Annotated in this window: 19 protein-coding genes; 8 read left to right on the top strand and 11 right to left on the bottom strand. The window is 63.4% G+C overall.

Translation table 11 applies throughout. The annotated features are described in order from the left end of the window. Positions 1–229: 229 nt before the first annotated feature. Positions 230–1,897 (bottom strand): putative bifunctional diguanylate cyclase/phosphodiesterase, encoded by a 1,668-nt coding sequence (locus L6D64_RS19470; protein ID WP_176508472.1) that lies wholly within the window; start codon positions 1,895–1,897, stop codon positions 230–232. Positions 1,898–2,196: 299 nt separating this feature from the next. Here L6D64_RS19470 and rep point away from each other — a divergent pair, with 299 nt between their 5' ends. Both rep and L6D64_RS19480 read left to right on the top strand, forming a co-directional pair. Next, positions 2,197–4,206 (top strand): DNA helicase Rep, encoded by a 2,010-nt coding sequence (gene rep / locus L6D64_RS19475; protein ID WP_054886748.1) that lies wholly within the window; start codon positions 2,197–2,199, stop codon positions 4,204–4,206. A 222-nt stretch (positions 4,207–4,428) separates the two neighbouring features. Further along, positions 4,429–5,001, top strand: a complete 573-nt coding sequence (locus tag L6D64_RS19480) for a xanthine phosphoribosyltransferase (RefSeq protein WP_003253535.1) — start codon at positions 4,429–4,431, stop codon at positions 4,999–5,001. Positions 5,002–5,125: 124 nt separating this feature from the next. Here L6D64_RS19480 and L6D64_RS19485 read toward each other — a convergent pair whose 3' ends face one another. From L6D64_RS19485 to dadA, 5 genes are all read right to left on the bottom strand, one after another. Beyond that, positions 5,126–6,985 carry an acetyl-CoA hydrolase/transferase family protein gene (locus L6D64_RS19485; protein WP_176508473.1) on the bottom strand — a complete coding sequence of 620 codons (1,860 nt, stop codon included), beginning with the start codon at positions 6,983–6,985 and terminating at the stop codon, positions 5,126–5,128. A 216-nt stretch (positions 6,986–7,201) separates the two neighbouring features. Continuing rightward, positions 7,202–7,606 carry a c-type cytochrome gene (locus L6D64_RS19490; RefSeq protein ID WP_176508571.1) on the bottom strand — a complete coding sequence of 135 codons (405 nt, stop codon included), beginning with the start codon at positions 7,604–7,606 and terminating at the stop codon, positions 7,202–7,204. 154 nt (positions 7,607–7,760) lie between these two features. Further along, the gene (locus tag L6D64_RS19495; protein ID WP_176508474.1) at positions 7,761–8,309 is read right to left on the bottom strand and encodes a cupin domain-containing protein; all 549 of its coding nucleotides are present in this window, start codon (positions 8,307–8,309) and stop codon (positions 7,761–7,763) included. Positions 8,310–8,419: 110 nt separating this feature from the next. Then, positions 8,420–9,493 (bottom strand): alanine racemase, encoded by a 1,074-nt coding sequence (gene alr, locus L6D64_RS19500; RefSeq protein ID WP_176508475.1) that lies wholly within the window; start codon positions 9,491–9,493, stop codon positions 8,420–8,422. Between the two features lie 129 nt (positions 9,494–9,622). Then, complete coding sequence (gene dadA / locus L6D64_RS19505; RefSeq protein WP_176508476.1) at positions 9,623–10,927, bottom strand: D-amino acid dehydrogenase; 1,305 nt, start codon at positions 10,925–10,927, stop codon at positions 9,623–9,625. A gap of 153 nt (positions 10,928–11,080) precedes the next feature. Between dadA and dadR the strand changes: the two genes are divergently transcribed. Next, on the top strand, positions 11,081–11,569 hold the full coding sequence (dadR, locus tag L6D64_RS19510) for a transcriptional regulator DadR (RefSeq protein ID WP_003258963.1): 489 nt from the start codon (positions 11,081–11,083) through the stop codon (positions 11,567–11,569). 2 nt (positions 11,570–11,571) lie between these two features. Here dadR and L6D64_RS19515 read toward each other — a convergent pair whose 3' ends face one another. Beyond that, a complete protein-coding gene (locus L6D64_RS19515) occupies positions 11,572–11,925 on the bottom strand; it encodes a YkgJ family cysteine cluster protein (RefSeq protein ID WP_176508477.1) in 354 nt (117 codons plus the stop codon). A gap of 102 nt (positions 11,926–12,027) precedes the next feature. Between L6D64_RS19515 and L6D64_RS19520 the strand changes: the two genes are divergently transcribed. Further along, positions 12,028–13,320, top strand: coding sequence for an NAD(P)/FAD-dependent oxidoreductase (locus L6D64_RS19520; RefSeq protein ID WP_176508478.1), 1,293 nt, complete (start codon positions 12,028–12,030; stop codon positions 13,318–13,320). Positions 13,321–13,430: 110 nt separating this feature from the next. Here L6D64_RS19520 and L6D64_RS19525 read toward each other — a convergent pair whose 3' ends face one another. Continuing rightward, positions 13,431–13,661 (bottom strand): DUF1127 domain-containing protein, encoded by a 231-nt coding sequence (locus L6D64_RS19525; RefSeq protein WP_176508479.1) that lies wholly within the window; start codon positions 13,659–13,661, stop codon positions 13,431–13,433. 179 nt (positions 13,662–13,840) lie between these two features. Here L6D64_RS19525 and L6D64_RS19530 point away from each other — a divergent pair, with 179 nt between their 5' ends. Then, positions 13,841–15,271 carry an aminotransferase-like domain-containing protein gene (locus L6D64_RS19530; protein WP_176508480.1) on the top strand — a complete coding sequence of 477 codons (1,431 nt, stop codon included), beginning with the start codon at positions 13,841–13,843 and terminating at the stop codon, positions 15,269–15,271. A gap of 60 nt (positions 15,272–15,331) precedes the next feature. Next, positions 15,332–16,888 carry a phospholipase D family protein gene (locus L6D64_RS19535; protein WP_176508481.1) on the top strand — a complete coding sequence of 519 codons (1,557 nt, stop codon included), beginning with the start codon at positions 15,332–15,334 and terminating at the stop codon, positions 16,886–16,888. A gap of 2 nt (positions 16,889–16,890) precedes the next feature. Here the strand turns inward: L6D64_RS19535 and L6D64_RS19540 are convergent, their stop codons facing one another. Both L6D64_RS19540 and L6D64_RS19545 read right to left on the bottom strand, forming a co-directional pair. Continuing rightward, the gene (locus L6D64_RS19540) at positions 16,891–18,030 is read right to left on the bottom strand and encodes an MFS transporter (RefSeq protein WP_176508482.1); all 1,140 of its coding nucleotides are present in this window, start codon (positions 18,028–18,030) and stop codon (positions 16,891–16,893) included. 103 nt (positions 18,031–18,133) lie between these two features. After that, positions 18,134–19,627, bottom strand: coding sequence for an aldehyde dehydrogenase (locus L6D64_RS19545; RefSeq protein ID WP_099815011.1), 1,494 nt, complete (start codon positions 19,625–19,627; stop codon positions 18,134–18,136). Positions 19,628–19,823: 196 nt separating this feature from the next. Between L6D64_RS19545 and L6D64_RS19550 the strand changes: the two genes are divergently transcribed. Both L6D64_RS19550 and L6D64_RS19555 read left to right on the top strand, forming a co-directional pair. After that, positions 19,824–20,183 (top strand): cupin domain-containing protein, encoded by a 360-nt coding sequence (locus L6D64_RS19550; RefSeq protein WP_176508483.1) that lies wholly within the window; start codon positions 19,824–19,826, stop codon positions 20,181–20,183. 82 nt (positions 20,184–20,265) lie between these two features. Further along, positions 20,266–20,469 carry a hypothetical protein gene (locus tag L6D64_RS19555; RefSeq protein ID WP_176508484.1) on the top strand — a complete coding sequence of 68 codons (204 nt, stop codon included), beginning with the start codon at positions 20,266–20,268 and terminating at the stop codon, positions 20,467–20,469. A gap of 66 nt (positions 20,470–20,535) precedes the next feature. Here the strand turns inward: L6D64_RS19555 and rpmG are convergent, their stop codons facing one another. Further along, the gene (rpmG, locus tag L6D64_RS19560) at positions 20,536–20,691 is read right to left on the bottom strand and encodes a 50S ribosomal protein L33 (protein ID WP_003253507.1); all 156 of its coding nucleotides are present in this window, start codon (positions 20,689–20,691) and stop codon (positions 20,536–20,538) included. Positions 20,692–20,695: the final 4 nt, after the last annotated feature.

The following is a 20,695-nucleotide window of genomic DNA, read 5'->3' on the forward strand; positions in this document are numbered from 1 at the left end:
GAGACAGCCGTAGGGGTGTGGTGGGGGCGGGCGTTGGGGCTGGCCTGTGCGGCGGTGGCGCTGACCATTGGCGTCGAGTGGCGGATGAAGCGGTTGCTGGGCAAGGCCGGGGTGGGGGCTGCCGCTGCGGCCTGACTTGAGGACGTCTCGCGGGTAAACCCGCTCCAACAGGGACCGCATGAGTCCGTGGGAGCGGGTTTATCGAGGCATCGAACGCCGCGAAGCGGCCTTACAGGGCAGCCAAGAGGGGGCGGCCGGACGCCTGCAGCAGGTAGTCGATCAACTCGCCCACCGGCAGCGGCTTGCTGACCAGGAACCCTTGCACCTGGTCACAACCGAACCCGCGCAGCAAGTCCATCTGCTCCTGGCTTTCCACGCCTTCGGCAACCACCTCCAGGTTGAGGTTGTGCGCCAGGTTGATCATGGCATGCACCAGCTTGCGGTTCTCTTCGCGCATCTCCATCTCGGCAACGAAGCTGCGGTCGACCTTGAGCAAGGTGATCGGCAGGCTGTTCAGGTGCACGAAGGACGAGAAGCCGGTACCAAAGTCATCCAGCGAGAAGCGCACACCCAGGCGACCCAGGGCATCCATGGTCTGGCGCACCAGCTCGTTGCGGCGCATCACTGCCGTTTCGGTCAGTTCGAACTCCAGCCAGCGCGCATCCACACTGTGCTCGATGATCAGCCGGCTCAGGGTGGCCAGCAACTGGCTGTCCTGGAACTGGCGGAAGCTCAGGTTCACCGCCATGTGCAGCGGCGCAAGCCCCTGTTCGCGCAGCGCCTGCATATCGCGCAGGGCACGGGAAATCACCCAGTAGCCCAACGGCACGATCAAACCGCTCTGCTCGGCCAGCGGCACGAACTCGCTCGGTGGCAGCAGGCCGCGCTCGGCATGGCGCCAGCGCACCAAGGCCTCCAGGCCGACGATGCGGCCATCGGCCAGGTTCAGCCGCGGCTGGTAGTGCAACTCCAGTTCGTCGCGGCGCAGCGCCCGGCGCAGCTCGCTTTCCAGGTCGGCCAGGCTGCGCGCATTACGGTTGATGCGTTCGTTGAATACGTGGAAGGTGCAACCCTGGCTACTTTTGGCCTGGCGCATGGCGATGTGCGCATGCCACATCAGCGGGTCAGGGCCGCCCTGGGCGCGGGCATGGGCCAGGCCCAGGCTGCAGCCAAGCAGCAGGCTTTCGCCGTCGATCCAGTAGGGTTCGGCCAACGCCTCGACGATACGCTCGGCGATCCATTCGGCGCGGTTGGCATCGCGGCGCGTGTCGATCAGCAGGGCAAACTCGTCGCTGCCCAGGCGCGCCAGCTGGTCACCGGCCTCCAGTTGCTGCTTGAGCCGCGCGACCACCTGCAGTATCAGGCGGTCGCCGCACTGATGGCCAAGGGCGTCGTTGACATGACGGAAGTTGTCCAGGTCCAGGTGGCCGAGGGCCACGCCGCGGCCTTCGTTCTCCGCCAGGCGCGTGGTCAGCAAGGCCTGGAAACCCTGGCGGTTGGCGATGCCGGTCAGCGGGTCCTGCTCGGCCAGGCGCTGCAACGTCGCCACCAGCACACCGCGCTCGCGCACATGGCGCAGCGAGCGGCGCAGGGCATCGACGTTCAGCTGGTCACGTACCAGCCAGTCGCTGACCCCCGTTGGCGACGTGTCTGGTTCGTGGTCGAGCAACAGGATGGTCGGCAGTTCGCAACGCCCGGGTGCAGGCTGCAACGCCGGCGTCGCCAGCACCACGGCCTGGCGATCATGGCTGAACAGGGTATCGACCGCCGCCCAGTTCGGCGCGGTCAGCAATACTGCGCTACCGTCCAGCGGCAGCAGGCACTCGCGTAATAAGGCGGCCCATTCCGGCTCATCAGCCAACAGCAGCAAACGCAAAGGTTCGACAGGCGTGGACAAGCGGGCTCCTTAAAGGCTCGAAAGGTATAGCGTTAGAGGTCGGATATGCTACTGCATAGTGAAAATGATTTTCACTTTTAGACATATCCTTTGCCTACAGTGCCGCCCGTCGCATTTTGACGTGCATCCTGCGCGAAAGTCGTCAAACCGGCAATTACGATTTTTTCAGTGAATAGCATTAGTTTCACTAATGCTCATGCCTGAACAAAAGTCTGACTCAAACGTCAGACGGTCGCGCCACAAGTGGCCCATGCCTGTTAGAATGCGCGGCTATTTTCTGGCGACCCCCGGTTTCTAGCATGTCCCGACTCAATCCCCGGCAACAGGAAGCCCGTGACTACGTCGGCGGCCCTCTATTGGTGCTCGCCGGTGCTGGCTCGGGCAAGACCAGCGTCATCACGCGCAAGATTGCCCACCTCATCCAGAACTGCGGCATCCGTGCCCAGTACATCGTGGCCATGACCTTTACCAACAAGGCCGCCCGCGAGATGAAGGAACGGGTCGCCACCTTGCTGCGTCCGGGGGAAGGCCGCGGCCTGACGGTGTGCACGTTCCACAACCTGGGCCTGAACATCATCCGCAAGGAGCATGAACGCCTGGGCTACAAGCCGGGCTTCTCGATCTTCGACGAGTCCGACATCAAGGCACTGCTGTCGGACATCATGCAGAAGGAATACTCCGGCGACGACGGCATCGACGAGATCAAGAACATGATCGGTGCCTGGAAAAACGACCTGATCCTGCCCGCCGAAGCCCTGGAAAAGGCGCGCAACCCCCGCGAGCAGACCGCTGCCATCGTCTACACCCACTACCAGCGCACGCTCAAGGCGTTCAACGCGGTGGACTTCGACGACCTGATCCTGCTGCCGGTCAAGCTGTTCCAGGAGCACCCCGACGTGCTCGAACGCTGGCAGAACCGCGTGCGCTACCTGCTGGTGGACGAATACCAGGACACCAACGCCAGCCAGTACCTGCTGGTGAAGATGCTGATCGGCATGCGCAACCAGTTCACCGTGGTGGGCGATGATGACCAGTCGATCTATGCCTGGCGTGGCGCACGCCCCGAGAACCTGATGCTGCTCAAGGAGGACTACCCCTCCCTGAAGATCGTCATGCTCGAACAGAACTACCGCTCCACCAGTCGCATCCTGCGCTGCGCCAACGTGCTCATCGCCAACAACCCGCATGCTTTCGAAAAGCAGTTGTGGAGCGAGATGGGCGTAGGCGACGAGATCCGTGTGATCCGCTGCAAGAACGAGGAAGCCGAGGCCGAGCGCGTGGCCATGGAGATCCTCACCCTGCACCTGCGCACCAACCGCCCGTACAGCGACTTCGCGATCCTTTACCGCGGTAACTACCAGGCCAAACTGATCGAACTGAAGTTGCAGCACCACCAGGTGCCGTATCGCCTGTCGGGCGGCAACAGCTTCTTCGGCCGCCAGGAGGTCAAGGACCTCATGGCCTACCTGCGCCTGCTGGTGAACCCGGATGACGACAACGCCTACCTGCGGGTGATCAACGTACCGCGCCGGGAAATCGGCTCGACCACCCTGGAAAAGCTCGGCAACTACGCCACCGAGCGCGGCATTTCGATGTACGCCGCCAGCGAGGAGCTGGGCCTGGGTGAGCACCTGGATGCGCGCTACACCGAGCGCCTGCAACGCTTCAAGCACTGGCTCGACGGGGTGCGCCACAAGGTCGCCCTGGAAGACCCGATCGCCGCGCTGCACGAGATGATCCGCGACATCGACTACGAGAACTGGATCCGCCAGCAGACCGCCAGCGACAAGGCGGCGGAGTTCCGCATCAGCAACGTCTGGTTCCTGGTCGAAGCGCTGAAGAACACTCTCGAGAAGGACGAAGAGGGTGACATGACCATCGAGGACGCCATCGGCAAGCTGGTGCTGCGCGACATGCTCGAGCGCCAGCAGGAAGAGGAAGAAAACGCCGAGGGTGTGCAGATGATGACCCTGCATGCCTCCAAGGGCCTGGAATTCCCTTACGTGTTCATCATGGGCATGGAGGAGGAAATCCTCCCTCACCGCTCCAGCATCGAGGCCGACACCATCGAAGAGGAACGCCGCCTGGCCTACGTGGGCATCACCCGCGCGCGCCAGACCTTGGCTTTCACCTTCGCTGCCAAGCGCAAGCAGTACGGCGAGATCATCGACTGCACGCCCAGCCGGTTCCTCGACGAACTGCCACCGGACGACCTGGCCTGGGAAGGCCTGGACGATGCGCCGGTCGAGGTGAAGGCGGCTCGTGGCAACAATGCCCTGGCCGATATCCGGGCAATGCTCAAACGCTGATCAACCATTACTCTTTAACTTTGCCGCTATTTGCGGCCACGGTGGTTTGTATGGCCGATTTGTGAGCCCAAATTCGAGTGCCAGAGTTCGACACGCAAGGCGCCGCGACGAGTCGTAGCCCAGCTACGGCGAGGAGCGGCAACGCAGTGTGACGAAGTTTGGCGCCGAAGTTGGGCTTACAAATCGGCTATACAGACCACTACCTACATCGAGGAAAACATAGTGGAAGCACTGCATCAGAAGATTCGCGAAGAAGGCATCGTGCTTTCCGACCAGGTTCTCAAAGTCGACGCGTTTCTCAACCACCAGATCGACCCGGCGCTGATGCAGCTGATCGGTGACGAGTTCGCCCGCCTGTTCGCCGATGCCGGCGTGACCAAGATCGTCACCATCGAAGCCTCGGGCATTGCCCCGGCGGTGATGACCGGCCTGAAGCTGGGCGTACCGGTGATCTTCGCGCGCAAGCACCAGTCGCTGACCCTGACCGAGAACCTGCTGACCGCCTCGGTGTATTCCTTCACCAAGCAGACCGAGAACACCGTGGCCATCTCGCCGCGCCACCTCAACAGCAGCGACCGCGTGCTGGTGATCGACGACTTCCTGGCCAACGGCAAGGCATCGCAAGCGCTGATCTCGATCATCAAGCAGGCCGGAGCCACCGTTGCCGGCCTGGGCATCGTCATCGAGAAGTCGTTCCAGGGCGGCCGTGCCGAGCTGGACAGCCAAGGCTACCGCGTTGAATCGCTGGCCCGGGTTAAGTCGCTGGAAGGTGGTGTGGTCAGCTTCATCGAGTAAGCCCACACACGGTCCCTGTGGGAGCGGCGGTGCGGCGATCCGATTTACCCGCGAATGCGATTTCGCATGTGCCATCGCATTCGCGGGTAAACCCGCTCCCACAGGGGACGGTGAGCCTTCACATTTATCTTGTGGCCTGCAACCCCGCCAGCAGCAAACGCTGATACAACTCCTCCTTCAACCCCTGCGGCCGATCCAGCTGCATCCGCGCCAGGTGCGCCTCAAACCCCTCTGGCCCTGGCGCTTCCAGTGCCGCCTTGCCCAGCTCCAGCACCTCGCTCAGCTTGAATTTGCTCTTCAACCAATTCAGCGCGCGCAACAAATCCCGCTCCTCGGCCGTGAAATCCGTACCGAGCGGATACTCCGGGAACAGCCGCGCATGACGCGCCTTGATTGCGTCCAGACGCTCAGGCGTATTGTCGCTAAACCGCGCATCCAGCTGAAAATCGCCCGCCAGCTTGCCGGCGCGCTTGGCCTGTTCCATCAACGCCCCCTGGAACCGCGAATCGCTCACCGCCAGCAGCCGCGCAATCACTTCGCTGTCGGTCTGCCCACGCAAGTCGGCAATGCCGTACTCGGTCACCACGATATCGCGCAGGTGCCGGGGAATGGTGCAGTGGCCATAGCTCCAGAACAGGTTGGAAGTCACCTCACCCCCCGACTCACGCCAGCTGCGCAGCAGCAGGATCGAGCGCCCACCCTCCAGGGCGTGGCCCTGCGCAACAAAGTTGTACTGCCCGCCCACGCCGCTAAGCACCCGGCCGTCTTCCAGCTGGTCGGCCACGCCGGCGCCGAGCAGGGTCATGCCGAACACCGTGTTGACGAAGCGCGCATCGCGGCGCTGGCGGCGCTTGAGGCCTTCCTGCCCGTACAATTCGTTGATGAAACTGATGCGGGTCATGCCGAACCGGGCGCGCTGCTCCAGCGGCATCTCGCGCAAGCGCTGGTAGAACGCCTGCGGGCCGAGGAAGAAACCGCCATGCACCAGCACACCCTGCTCATCCGCCGGGCGGCGCACCACGCCCGCCTCGACCAGCGCCAGCAGGCCGTTGACGAACATCTCGCTGCAACCGTAAAGACCTTGGGCGAAGGCCTCCAGGCCCCCTTCGCGCTCGATCAGCGTCCGCCAGGGGCCGACATCCAGTTCGTCGAGCAAGGCGCGGTAGCCCGCGTTGTCGCCCTGGCGCGCCAGCAATGCCGCCGCCAGTGCATCGCCCATGGCGCCGATGCCGATTTGCAGCGTGCCACCGTCACGCGCCAGTGAGCTTGCGTGCAAACCAATGCAGTGATCCTGCGTGGTGACTGGCATGTTGGGAGTGGAAAACAGTCGGCGCTGCTCCGCTTCGTCGATCAGCAGGTCGAACGCATCGATCGGCAGTTCGGCATCGCCCGGCATGTACGGTAACTCGCTGTGAACCTGGCCGAGCATGAGGATGGTTTCCCCTGCCGCACGCCGCTTGGCGATCATCGGCTGCAGGTCGAGGGTGATGTCGGGGTTGCAGGCCAAGCTCAGGTGGACGGGCTTCTCCGGCGTGGCAGCGACCAGCTGGGCGACCAGGTTCAGGCCCTTGGCGTTGATGTCACGGGCGGCGTGGCTGTAGTTGCTGCTGATGTAGTCCTGCTGGGCAGTCTCGCTGTGCAGCAGGCTGCCGGGTTGCATGAAGAACTGCTCGACGCGGATGTTCGGCGGCAGGCAGTCGTTGCGCAGGTCGGCGAGGTAGGTGAGTTCTTCATAGTCGGCGAACACGCGCTCGACGAAGGGCTCGAGGAAGCGTCGTTGCAAGCCATCGCCAAGAGCTGGGCGCCCCAGCGACAGCGCGGTGTAGAGAGTCAGCTGGCGCTCAGGCAGGTCGCGGACCCGGGCGTACAGGGCATTGACGAAGGCGTTGGGCTTGCCCAGGCCCAGCGGCAGACCCATGTGGATGTGGGCCGGCAACTTGTCGAGGACGTGCTCGACGGCCTGGTCGATGGAGCAGAGGTGCATCGGGGCCTCCTGAATCATCCATGGGGTCAGGTGTTGGACACGGGCTCAAGCGGGTTGGTTGCTTGTGCCGGCCCTGTCGCGGCCAATGCCGCTCCTGCGGGCGCCTCACGCGGCGCTGTACCTGTAGGAGCGGCTTTGGCCGCGATAGGGCCGGCACTGGCAGCACAAATACAAAGCCCGCCGGAATAGGCGGGCTTGGTGCAATTCAATGGTGGCTCAGAGCCCGGACATCTTCTTGATGGCCCCTTTCAGGTCATCATCCGAGCAGTCCGCGCAGGTGCCCTTGGGCGGCATGGCGTTGATGCCCGTAATGGCCTTGGCCAGAATCCCTTCCAGGCCGCCCTGATGGTCGGCGCGCTCTTTCCATGCGGCGGTATCGCCAATCTTCGGTGCCCCCAGCAAGCCTGACCCGTGGCAGGCGTTGCAGTGCTTGGCAATCACCTCATCCGGGGTCTTGGCCCCACCACCGCCGGCTGCGGCGGCCACTTCCATACCCTTGCATTCCTGGCCCTGCACACACACCTGGCCGACCGGCTCAAGGCGTTTGGCAAGCTCGTCGTTGGTCGCTGCGGTTGCGCTCATTGCCCAAAGGGCGAATACGGCTGCTGGTATGGCCAGCATCTTCTTGATTTGGTTCACGCGAACACCCTCATGGTGGCTAATCACGCCCGCGGCCACGGTAATGCGAGCGTTGAAAAGTATAGCGGGAACCCGGATACCGTGGAACGACCCTACTCGGGAAAGGGGTATTGCCGAAGCAATGCACTGCGCTGGATCAAAAGTTCGAAGGGGTAGCCGCGCTGATCAGCCGCGCAGGCGCGTCGAACGGGTTGCGAAAACGGTGCGGGCGGGTACTTTCGAAGTAATAGCTGTCGCCCGCTTCGAGGATGAAGATCTCGTTGCCCACCACCAGTTCGAGCCTGCCCTCGAGCAGGATGCCGGTTTCTTCACCATCGTGGGTGAGCATCTCGGCACCGGTGTCGGCACCGGGAGGGTAGACTTCGGTAAGGAAGGCGATAGCGCGGTTGGGGTGTGACTTGCCAACCAGCTTCATGGTCACTGCGCCGTCGGAGATGTCGATCAGCTCATGGGCCTTGTAGACGATCTGTGCCGGGCTTTGCGCCTCCAGCTCGACCGAAAAGAATTCGACCATCGACATGGGAATGCCGCTGAGCACCTTGCGCAGCGAGCTGATCGAAGGGCTCACGCTGTTCTTCTCGATCATCGAGATGGTGCTGTTGGTCACCCCCGCGCGCTTGGCGAGTTCCCGCTGGGAAAGGCCCTTGAGCTTGCGGATGGCTTGCAGTCGTTCGCCGACGTCCAAAGCTTGCGCCTCCTGAAACGGTGAGATGGCGGGGTGAATGTGAACGATATCATGGCAATGCCGTTCAGTATTTACAACACACCGCCCCTCAAGCTGGCCGCTTCGGCGCCTTATTCGCCGTGATAGTCCAGCGGCACGCGCCTCAGGTTGCAGAAGATCTGGTAGGGAATGGTACCGGCCTGCGTGGCCACATCACTGGCCAGTACCTGCTTGCCCCACAGCTCGACCGGGCTGCCGACGGTGGCTTCGGGCACGTCGGTCAGGTCGATGCAGAGCATGTCCATCGACACGCGGCCAATCAGCTGGCTGCGCTTGCCGGCGACCACCACCGGCGTGCCGGTGGGTGCGTGGCGCGGGTAGCCGTCGGCGTAGCCCATGGCAACCACGCCAACGCGGGTTGGCCGCGGGCTGACGAACTTGGCGCCGTAACCCACTGGTTCCCCGGCAGGCAGCTCGCGCACGCTGATGACGCGTGATTGCAGGGTCATCACCGGCTGCAGGCGTGCGGCCTGGGGCTGGTCGGCTTCGAAGGGGCTGGCGCCATACAGCATGATGCCTGGGCGTACCCAGTCGCTCGGGGCTTGCGGCCAGGCCAGCACACCGGGCGAATTGCGCAGGCTGCATTCGGCGGCCAGGCCTTCGCGGGCGGCGTTGAACACGGCGATCTGCTGCTCGGTGGCATCGGCCTCCGGCTCGTCGGCACGGGCGAAGTGGCTCATCAACACGATGCGCGAAACCTTGCCGCTGGCCAGCAGGCGCTGGTAGGCGTCGTGGTAATCCTTGGGGTGCAGGCCGACGCGGTGCATGCCGCTATCGAGCTTGAGCCAGATGGTCAGTGGCTTGTGTATCTGGGTCTGCTCGATCGCTTCGAGCTGCCACAGCGAATGCACCACACACCACAGGCCGTGCTCGGCGATCAGCGCCAGTTCGCTGGCCTCGAAAAAGCCTTCGAGCAGCAGCACCGGCGCCTTGATGCCGGCAGCGCGCAACTCCAGCGCCTCTTCGATGCAGGCCACAGCAAAACCGTCGGCCTCGGGCTCCAGGGCCAGGGCGCAACGCACGGCACCGTGGCCGTAGGCGTCGGCCTTGACCACGGCAAGGGCCTTGGCACCGGACAGTTCACGGGCCAGGCGGTAGTTGTGACGGAGGGCTTGCAAGTCGATCAGAGCGCGGGCGGGACGCATGGCGGCTGCCTTATGGTGATTCACAGGTTGAAAACGGTGTCGGGTTCTTCGCGGCTGAAGCCGCTCCTACAGGGATTGCACATACCTGCAGGAGCGGCTTTAGCCGCGAAGAGGCCGGTACAGGCGACCTTACTGCTGGTGGGCAGGCGCGGTCTGACCGTGCTTGGCGACTTCCGGGCTGTTGCCATACCGGGAGATGTCCAGGCCCTCAGCACTGATCTGCGGTTTCTTGCGCGCAATCAGGTCAGCCAGCAGGCGGCCGGAACCGCACGCCATGGTCCAGCCCAACGTACCGTGGCCGGTGTTGAGGAACAGGTTGCGGAACGCAGTGGCACCCACGATCGGCGTACCATCCGGGGTCGCCGGGCGCAGGCCGGTCCAGAAACTGGCCTGGCTGAGGTCGCCGCCGCGAGGATAAAGGTCGTTGACGATCATCTCCAGCGTTTCGCGTCGACGCGGGTTCAGCGACAGGTCAAAGCCGGCGATCTCAGCCATGCCGCCCACACGGATACGGTTGTCGAAACGGGTAATCGCAACCTTGTAGGTCTCGTCAAGAATGGTCGAGGTCGGCGCCATGTCGGCATCGGTGATCGGCACGGTCAGCGAGTAACCCTTGAGCGGATACACCGGGGCCTTGATGCCCAGTGGCTTGAGCATCTGCGGCGAGTAGCTGCCCAGGGCCAGCACGTAGCGGTCTGCGGTTTCCAGTTTGCCATCGATCCATACGCCGTTGATGCGGTCACCGGCGAAGTCCAGGCGCTGGATGTCCTGACCGAAGCGGAATTCCACGCCCAGGTTCACGGCCATTTCGGCGAGCTTGGTGGTGAACAACTGGCAGTCGCCGGTCTGATCGTTGGGCAGGCGCAGGGCGCCGGCAAGGATGTCCTTCACCCCGGCCAGGGCCGGTTCGACACGGGCGATGCCGTCGCGGTCGAGCAATTCATATGGCACCCCGGACTGCTCGAGCACGGCGATGTCCTTGGCCGCAGCGTCTACCTGGGCCTGCGTGCGGAACAGCTGGGTAGTCCCCAGGCTACGGTTTTCGTAGGCAATACCGGTTTCGGCACGCAGTTCGTCGAGGCAGTCACGGCTGTACTCGGACAGGCGCACCATGCGCTCCTTGTTCACCGCGTAGCGGCTGGCGGTGCAGTTGCGCAGCATCTGCGCCATCCACAGGTACTGGTCGACTTCACCGGTCAGCTTGATGGCCAGGGGCGCGTGGCGCTCCAGCAGCCACTTGATGGCTTTCAGCGGTACGCCTGGGGCGGCCCAAGGCGAGGCATAGCCGGGCGAGATCTGGCCAGCGTTGGCGAAGCTGGTTTCCAGGGCCACTGCCGGTTGGCGGTCGACCACGGTCACCTCGAAGCCTTGCCGGGCCAGATAATAGGCACTGGCGGTACCGATCACACCGCTACCAAGTACCAATACTCGCATTGTTCATCCCTCGCACGCGGCGCACCGCTATTTTGTTGATATGGCATGGATGCGCGCAGTATAAGAATCTAAGCCCAGTGCATTTCACTATATAAAAGCCTATTATTGGCGAGAATTCTCGGCAAAATCGCCTTTCACGGAGGGGCATCCCCTATGAGAACCCAGCACCAGAGCAAGCGTGAACTGGACAAGATCGACCGTAACATCCTGCGCATCCTGCAGAATGACGGGCGTATTTCCTTCACCGAACTGGGCGAGAAAGTCGGGCTTTCCACCACCCCTTGTACCGAGCGCGTCCGCCGCCTGGAGCGCGAGGGCATCATCATGGGCTACAACGCCCGGCTGAATCCGCAGCACCTCAAGGGCAGCCTGCTGGTGTTCGTGGAAATCAGCCTGGACTACAAGTCCGGCGACACCTTCGAGGAGTTCCGCCGGGCGGTGCTCAAACTGCCTCATGTGCTGGAATGCCACTTGGTATCCGGTGACTTCGACTACCTGGTGAAAGCGCGTATTTCGGAAATGGCCTCGTACCGCAAGCTGCTCGGCGACATCCTGCTGAAACTGCCGCACGTGCGCGAATCGAAGAGCTACATCGTGATGGAAGAGGTGAAGGAGAGCCTCTGCCTGCCAATCCCGGACTGAGGCTAGACCAGCACCTGGCGGGTGCTGGCGATGAACTGGTGAACCAGCTGCTCGGCCTCGGGCTCGATCATCGGGTCCGGGCCACGGCCGCGTGGGCAGGCCATGCGCGGCGTGGTGCCGAACAGTCGGCAGATCATCGGCCGTTCTTCATAGACGGTGCAGCCGCTGGGGCCCAGGTGCACGCAATTCAGGTGCTCCAGCGCGGCATCCTGCTCGGCCTGGGTCTTGCGCGGCAGGCGGGCCATCTCTTCGGACGAGGTGGTAACCGGGCCGCAGCAGTCGTGGCAGCCGGGCTCACATTCGAAGGAAGGAATCAGTTCGCGCAGGAAGTGGATTTTGTGACGGTTGCAGGACATGGCCGGAGAAACACATGAAATTTAAATCAGGCTGAATTATAAGGCCAACTGTCAGGCCTCGGCTTATTCTGCCACTTTCACAACAGCAACAGGACTTCGCCCATGATCCACAGCGCGCAGCACGCCGCTTCCTATTACGCCGCCAGCAGCGCGCCCCACCCGGACCATTCCTTCCTGCAAGGTGAGCACAGCGCAGATGTGTGTATCGTCGGTGGCGGCTATTCGGGGCTGAACACGGCTATCGAACTGGCCGAGCGTGGCTTCTCGGTCATCCTGCTGGAAGCGCGCAAGCTCGGCTGGGGAGCCAGCGGGCGCAATGGCGGCCAGCTGATCCGCGGCGTCGGCCACGGCCTTGAGCAGTTTCTTCCAGTGATCGGCGAGGAAGGCGTACGCAGCATGAAACTGATGGGCCTGGAAGCCGTGGAGATCGTCCGCGAACGGGTCGAACGTCACGCGATTGCCTGCGACCTGACCTGGGGTTACTGCGACCTGGCCAACAAACCCGACGAGCTGAAAGGCTTTGCCGAGGATGCCGATGAACTGCGCAGCCTGGGCTACCGCCACGAACTGCGCCTGGTCGGCAGGGACGACATGCATAGCGTGGTGGGCTCCGATCGCTATGTCGGCGGCCTGATCGACATGGGCTCGGGGCACTTGCACCCGCTCAACCTGGCCTTGGGTGAAGCGGCTGTCGCCAGTCGCCTGGGCGTCAAGCTGTTCGAGCAGTCCGAGGTCACGCGCATCGACTACGGCCCTGAAGTGCAGGTGCACACCGCCCAGGGCCGGGTGCGGGCCAAGACCCTGGTGCTGTGCTGCAACGCCTACCACAACGACCTCAACCGCGAGCTGGGCGGCAAGGTGCTGCCAGCCGGTAGCTACATCATTGCCACCGAGCCACTCAGCGAAGAACGCGCCCATCAGTTGCTGCCGCAGAACATGGCCGTGTGCGACCAGCGCGTGGCGCTGGACTACTATCGCCTGTCGGCCGACCGCCGCCTGCTGTTCGGCGGTGCCTGCCACTATTCCGGGCGCGACCCCAAGGACATCGCAGCCTACATGCGGCCGAAGATGCTCAAGGTGTTCCCACAGCTGGCCGACGTGCGCATCGATTATCAGTGGGGCGGCATGATCGGTATCGGCGCCAACCGCCTGCCACAGGTCGGCCGCCTGGCCAGCCAGCCGAATGTCTATTACGCCCAGGCCTATTCCGGCCACGGCCTGAACGCCACGCACCTGGCCGCACGCCTGCTGGGTGAAGCGATCAGCGGCCAGGAAAGCGGGCGCTTCGACCTGTTCGCCAAGGTACCGCATGTCACCTTCCCCGGCGGCAAGCACCTGCGCTCGCCGATCCTGGCCCTGGGAATGCTCTGGCATCGCCTGAAAGAGCTGGTCTGAAGGCCGATACATTGCCCCCGTGGGAGCGGGTTCACCCGCGAAGCATGCAACGCGGTGCATGGCAGCGGCTTTGCCGCGGATAAACCCGCTGCCACAGAAGGTGCGACGGCTCAGTCTCTCCAGAAGGGTTTGCGCCCCTCGGTACGTGCCTGTTCCCAGCTCAGCCCGATATCCCGCAGCTGGTCATCGTCCAGCTGCAGCAGGGCCCGGCGGGTGTGCCAGCGATGCAGCATCAGCCCCCAACGCCCGAGCCCTTCCGGTGCGTTGAACACCTTGGTCTGCTGCCCGGCGTCCAGTTCCTTGGCCAACAGTTGCAAGCGCACATCGCTCATGCCCCCCATCGCTGCTCTCTCCCATTCAGTGTGTAACCGTGGAGAAAGCATGCGCGACGACAGGCCCGACAATACAGATCCAATACGGGCTTATTATTCCCATACAGTATTGGTCCTCTGACGCCTGAATGCTGTATTTTCGACGCAACTGTACTGGTCGCTTTCTACAAGAAGCGTAGGAGTATGCCTTGACCCTCTACTTGAACCTCGCCGAACTGCTCGGTGCGCGCATCGAACAGGGCCTCTACCGCCCCGGCCAGCGCCTGCCATCGGTACGCGCCCTGAGCGTGGAGCACGGGGTCAGCCTGAGCACCGTACAGCAGGCCTACCGCATGCTCGAAGACAGCGGCATGGTTTCGCCACGGCCCAAGTCCGGCTACTTCGTCAGCGACCATCGCCACCTCCCTGCCCTGCCCGCCGTCAGCCGCCCGGCCCAACGCCCGGTGGATATCTCGCAATGGGAACAGGTGCTCGAACTGGTGCGCAGTACCCCGCGTCCGGACATCATTCAGCTCGGTCGCGGCATGCCCGACATCGACAGCCCGACCCTCAAGCCGCTGCTGCGCAGCCTCGCTCAACTGAGCCGACGCCAGGACATGCCGGGCCTGTACTACGACAACATCCATGGCAACCTGGCCCTGCGCGAGCAGATCGCCCGGCTGACGCTCGACTCCGGCTGCCGCCTGAGCCCGGCCGACCTGGTGGTGACCACCGGCTGCCACGAGGCGCTGTCGTGCAGCATCCGCGCAGTGTGCGAGCCAGGCGATATCGTGGCGGTCGACTCGCCAAGCTTCCACGGCGCCATGCAGACCCTCAAGGGCCTGGGCATGAAGGCCCTGGAAATTCCTACCGACCCGGTCACCGGCATCAGCCTTGAAGCCCTGGAACTGGCGCTTGAACAATGGCCGATCAAGCTCATCCAGATCACCCCGAGCTGCAACAACCCGCTTGGCTACATCATGCCCGAAGCACGCAAGAAAGCCCTGCTGAGCCTGGCCCAGCGCTACGATGTGGCGATCCTGGAAGACGACGTGTATGGCGACCTGGCCTACACCTACCCGCGCCCGCGCACCCTCAAGTCGTTCGACGACGACGGCCGCGTGCTGCTGTGCAGTTCGTTCTCCAAGACCCTCGCCCCAGGCCTGCGCATCGGCTGGGTCGCCCCCGGCCGTTATCTGGAGCGGGCGCTGCACATGAAATACATCAGCACTGGCAGCACCGCCAGCCAGCCGCAACTGGCGATCGCCGACTTCATTGCCGCCGGCCACTACCAGCCCCATGTGCGACGCATGCGCAGCCAGTACCAGCGTGGTCGCGACCTGATGAGCGACTGGGTAACCTGTCATTTCCCGGCCGGCACCCGGGTCAGCCGACCGCAGGGCGGCTTCATGCTGTGGGTGGAATTGCCTGAACATTTCGATACGCTGCGGCTGAACCGCGCTTTACTGGAGCAGGGTGTGCAGATTGCCGTGGGCAGCATCTTCTCGGCCTCGGGCAAGTTCCGCCATTGCCTGCGCATGAATTTCGCCGCTCGGCCAACGCCGCAGATCGAAGCGGCCGTGCGCAAGGTCGGTGAAACCGCCCTTCGTCTACTGGCTGAAGATAACGCCGAGGCGTAACTTTGCGCCGCCTTTGGTAGTCCAACCCCTTAGCGCTTTGCCGTACAGGACGATACCCCCTTGAGACTCCAGCGAGCCTTGCCTCTGCTGCTGGTGCTGCTGCTCGGCCTCAACGGCTGTGCCAGTATCGGCACGCCCCGCGAAACCAGCCAGGCGCTACCGGCCAGCGAATCGGCCTTCGGCCGCTCGGTACTGCGCCAGGCCGCGCCCTATGAGGGGCGCTCGGGCTTTCGCCTGCTGCCAAACAGCAACGAGGCATTTCGCGCCCGCGCCGAGTTGATCCGCAACGCGCAGGCGAGCATCGACCTGCAGTACTACATCGTTCACGATGGCCTGAGCACCCGCGCCCTGGTGCACGAACTGCTGCGTGCAGCCGACCGCGGCGTGCGCGTGCGCATCCTGCTCGACGACACCACCAGCGATGGCCTGGACACCATCATGGGCACCCTCGATGCCCACCCGAACATCCAGATCCGCGTGTTCAACCCCTTGCACCTGGGGCGCAGCACCGGCGCGACGCGGGCAGTCGGCCGCCTGTTCAACCTGTCGCGCCAGCACCGGCGCATGCACAACAAGTTGTTCCTGGTGGACAACAGCATGGCCATCGTCGGCGGGCGCAACCTGGGTGACGAGTACTTCGATGCCGAACCCAACCTCAATTTCACCGACATCGACCTGCTCGGCGTCGGCCCGGTGGCCGAGCAATTGGGGCACAGCTTCGACCAGTACTGGAACAGCGCCCTGAGCCGGCCGATCACCGATTTCCTCTGGCAGGCACCGGATGCCGATGACCTGCGCGCCAGCCGCCAGCGCCTGGAAGTGTCCCTGGCCCAGGCGCGGGTAGAGCGCAAGGCCCTGTACGACCGGCTCATGTCCTACCAGTCGCAACCGCGCCTGGATGTATGGCGCAACGAACTGATCTGGGCCCACGCCCAAGCGCTGTGGGATGCCCCGAGCAAGGTGCTGGCCGATGATGAGCCGGACCCACAGTTGCTGATGAGCCAGCAGCTGGCACCGGACCTGGCCAGCGTGCAGCACGAGCTGATCCTGATGTCGGCCTATTTCGTACCGGGCGAGCCGGGCCTGCTGTACCTGACCGGCCGGGCCGACGCCGGCGCTTCGGTGAAGTTGCTGACCAACTCGCTGGAGGCCACCGATGTGCCGGCTGTTCATGGCGGCTATGCGCCCTATCGACGTGCGCTGCTCGAACACGGCGTGCAGCTGTTCGAACTGCGTCGTCAGCCGGGCGACCCGACACCTGCGCGCCTGAGCTTCCACGGCAGCAGTTCGGATTCGAGTTTGCACACCAAGGCCATCGTGTTCGACCGGCGCAAGACCTTCATCGGCTCGTTCAACTTCGACCCGCGTTCAGTGCTGTGGAACACCGAGGTCGGCGTGCTGGTGGACAGCCCGGAGCTGGCTGAATACACCCGCGAACTGGCCCAGCAGGGCATGGCACCGGCATTGAGCTATCAGGTCAAGCTGGCGGGTGACGAACTGGTCTGGGTGACCGAGGACAATGGCCAACGGCACATGCTGACCTCCGAGCCGGGTGGCCTCTGGCGGCGCTTCAATGCCTGGATCAGCAAGGCCGTCGGCCTGGAGAAGATGCTGTAGGCTCAGGCCGAGGCTGGCTCGAACGCACCGCGCCTGCGGGTCAGCACTACCAGGCCGGCGGCCCCTGCCGCCATCAGCCACAGCAGCGCATGGCCGCTGATCCACTGGCTGCCCGCACCTGCCAGCAATGGCCCGAGCAGGCACCCGATCCCCCACAGCTGCGCCACATGAGCATTGGCCCGCACCAGCGCATCATCGCGGTAACGCTCACCGATCAAGATCAGCGACAAGGTGAACAAACCACCGGCGCTAGCACCGAACAGTACCCACAGGGGCCAGATCGCCAACGTCTCCAGCAGCAACGGAATCGCCAGGCTGGTAACCATCAGGGTCACGGCACAACCGGTGAACAGGGCCTGCCGCGACAGGTGGTCGGCCAGTGCCCCGATCGGCAGCTGCAGCACGGCATCGCCTACTACCACGGTGCTGACCATGAACAAGGCAATTTCGGTGGTGAAGCCCTGCTGCAGGCAATACACCGGCAACAGCGTCAGAATCATCGCTTCGAAAGCGGCGAACAAGGCGACAGCCCAGGCGATCACCGGCAAACGTCGGCAGAAGGCGAACAGGTCGCCGAAAGTTACGCTGCATGCTTCGGTGCTCGGTGCGCCACCCCGGCCCAACAACAGTAATGGCGCCAACAGCAACAGGCTGGTCGCAGCCCAGAAGCCGAAGTCATCGTCGGAACCCAGGAAGCCCAGCACCAGAGGCCCGGCCAGCTGGCTCAAGGCGTAGCTGCTGCCGTACAAGGCCACCAGGCGGCCGCGCCATTGCTCGACTACCAACTGGTTGATCCAACTTTCGCCGAGGATGAACACCACGGTCAGCGACATGCCGATCAGCAAACGCAGGGCCAGCCACAACGGGTAGCTCGGCAGCAGCGCCACCAGGCCAATGGACAACGCCCCTCCCCACAGGCACAGGCGCATCGCCGAGGGTACGCCGACCCAGCCGGCCAGGCGGCTGGCCAGGCTGGCGCCGAGCAGCACGCCCAGCGCCGGCATTGCCGCCATCACGCCGATGGCGAACCCACCGTAGCCCCAGGCCTCCAGGCGCAGGGACACCAGCGGCATGCTCACACCGAGCGCGAGCCCGACACTGAGCACCGACGCCAGCACGGCAAAATAGGTTCCCCAACGCATTGCAGCCTCCCAGGCAGAATTCTTGAATGGCAGAAACGACGAAGCCGGGGCGGTATGAGCCGCCCCGGCTATGGTTGGGGCCGCCAGGCGGCCCCCACTGGAATTACAGCTTGATCCAGGTCGCTTTCAGCTCGGTGTACTTCTCCAGCGCGTGCAGTGACTTGTCACGGCCGTTGCCCGACTGCTTGAAGCCGCCGAACGGTGCGGTCATGTCGCCGCCGTCGTACTGGTTGACCCAGACGCTGCCAGCGCGCACGGCACGGGCGGTCTTGTGGGCCTTGGAGATGTCCGAGGTCCAGATGCCGGCGGCCAGGCCATACGGGGTGTCGTTGGCGATGGCGATGGCTTCTTCGGCGGTGTCGAAGGCGATCACCGACAGCACCGGGCCGAAGATTTCTTCCTGGGCGATGCGCATGGCGTTGGTCACGCCGTCGAAGATGGTCGGCTCGACGTAGGTGCCACCGGTCTCTTCCAGGGTGCGCTTGCCACCGGCCAGCAGCTTGGCGCCGTCCTTGTGGCCGGCGTCGATGTACGACAGCACGGTGTTCATCTGCTGGGTGTCGACCAGAGCACCGACGGTGGTCTGTGGGTCCAGCGGGTTGCCTGGTTTCCAGCCCTTGAGGGCCTCGACCACCATTGGCAGGAACTTGTCCTTGATCGAGCGCTCGACCAGCAGACGGGAACCGGCAGTACACACTTCGCCCTGGTTGAAGGCGATGGCGCTGGCGGCGGCTTCAGCGGCGGCTTGCAGGTCCGGAGCGTCGGCGAAGACGATGTTCGGGCTCTTGCCACCGGCTTCCAGCCAGATGCGCTTCATGTTCGACTCGCCCGCATAGACCATCAGCTGCTTGGCGATCTTGGTGGAGCCGGTGAACACCAGGGTGTCGACGTCCATGTGCAGTGCCAGGGCCTTGCCCACGGTGTGGCCATAGCCTGGCAGCACGTTCAGCACACCCGCCGGGATGCCGGCTTCGATCGCCAGCTGAGCGATGCGGATGGCGGTCAGTGGGGACTTTTCGGACGGCTTGAGCACTACCGAGTTACCGGTGGCAAGTGCCGGGCCGAGTTTCCAGCATGCCATCAGCAGCGGGAAGTTCCACGGTACGATGGCGCCGACCACGCCAACCGGCTCACGGGTAACCAGGCCGAGCTGGTCGTGTGGGGTCGGGGCGACTTCGTCGTAGACTTTGTCGATGGCTTCGGCAGTCCAGTGAATGGCTTGCGCCGCACCCGGGATGTCGATGCTGGAGGAGTCACTGATCGGCTTGCCCATGTCCAGGGTTTCCAGCAGCGCCAGCTCCTCGACGTTTTTACGCAACAGGTCGGCGAAGCGGATCAGCGTGGCCTTGCGCTTGGCCGGGGCCAGTTGCGACCAGACGCCGGAATCGAAGGTGGCACGGGCGTTTTCAACGGCGCGGTTGGCGTCGGCCAGGTCGCAGCTGGCAACCTTGGCCAGGAAGCGTCCGTCGACCGGGCTCAGGCAGTCGAATGTTTCACCGGATGCGGCGTCGGTGTATTCGCCGTTGATGAAGGCACGGCCTTCGATCTTCAGTTGCTGGGCACGTTGTTCCCAATCCGCACGGGTCAGGGTGGTCATACGAAACTCCTCCTCTTGTTTAGGTGCAACGCCGCACTGAGGACTCACAGGCGTTGTCAGAATTCTGGCCGGGCGACGAACGCACACTGGCAAGCGATACCCTAAACCAGGCTGGGTAAAGTATCAATATATTTGACACGAACGGCCTAAAAGCCTACTGATGTGCATTTTATTAAACAACAAAAGGAGCCGCACCATGAGCATCGACAGCATCATCGACTTCGCCCAGGTTCTCACCGAGGCCGAACGCTACCGCCCAGCCGCGGAGAAAATCCTCAAAGGCGAGCCGGACCAGGCTGTCTACAACCATTATTCCAGCCCATGCGGGCAGTTCGCTGCGGGCGTCTGGGAAGGTGAAATCGGGCAATGGACGGTGAGCTACACCGAACATGAATATTGCGAGATCGTGCAGGGCGTCTCGGTACTGCGCGACCAGGACGGCGGGGCCAAGACCCTGCGTGCCGGTGACCGGTTCGTCATCCCGGCAGGCTTCAAGGGCACCTGGGAAGTACTGGAACCGTGCCGCAAGATCTACGTGATGTTCGAGCAGAAGTAATTATGTAGCGCAGCCGGTTTGCAGGCCTGCAGGAGGATGACCCAGCGCACATCGGCCATCCTCACATCAATGGAAATCGCACATGAACAACGACGAAATCCTGCAAACCCTCGCCCATCTGATCGGCACCCGTTACGAACCATCGGTCAAGCACGTCATTACCCAGTTAACCGCTCGTCCTCGTGTCGTGGGGCCCAACGAGATCAGCACCCGCGAATACGACATCACCCGGATTCACATCAATACCGATGCAAACCAGTTGATCCAGGGTTTTACCTTCAACTGACCCCACCGCAGGCATAAAAAAACCCGCGTCCTATCGGATGCGGGTTTTTTTCAGGTCGCCGATCAATTACTTGATCTTGGCTTCCTTGTACACCACGTGCTTGCGAACAACCGGATCGTATTTCTTGATCTCGATTTTGTCCGGGGTGGTGCGCTTGTTCTTGTCGGTGGTGTAGAAGTGGCCGGTACCGGCACTCGAAACCAGACGAATCAATTCACGCATGATG

Source organism: Pseudomonas urethralis (assembly GCF_021602465.1).
GTDB classification, from domain to species: Bacteria; Pseudomonadota; Gammaproteobacteria; order Pseudomonadales; family Pseudomonadaceae; genus Aquipseudomonas; species Aquipseudomonas vlassakiae.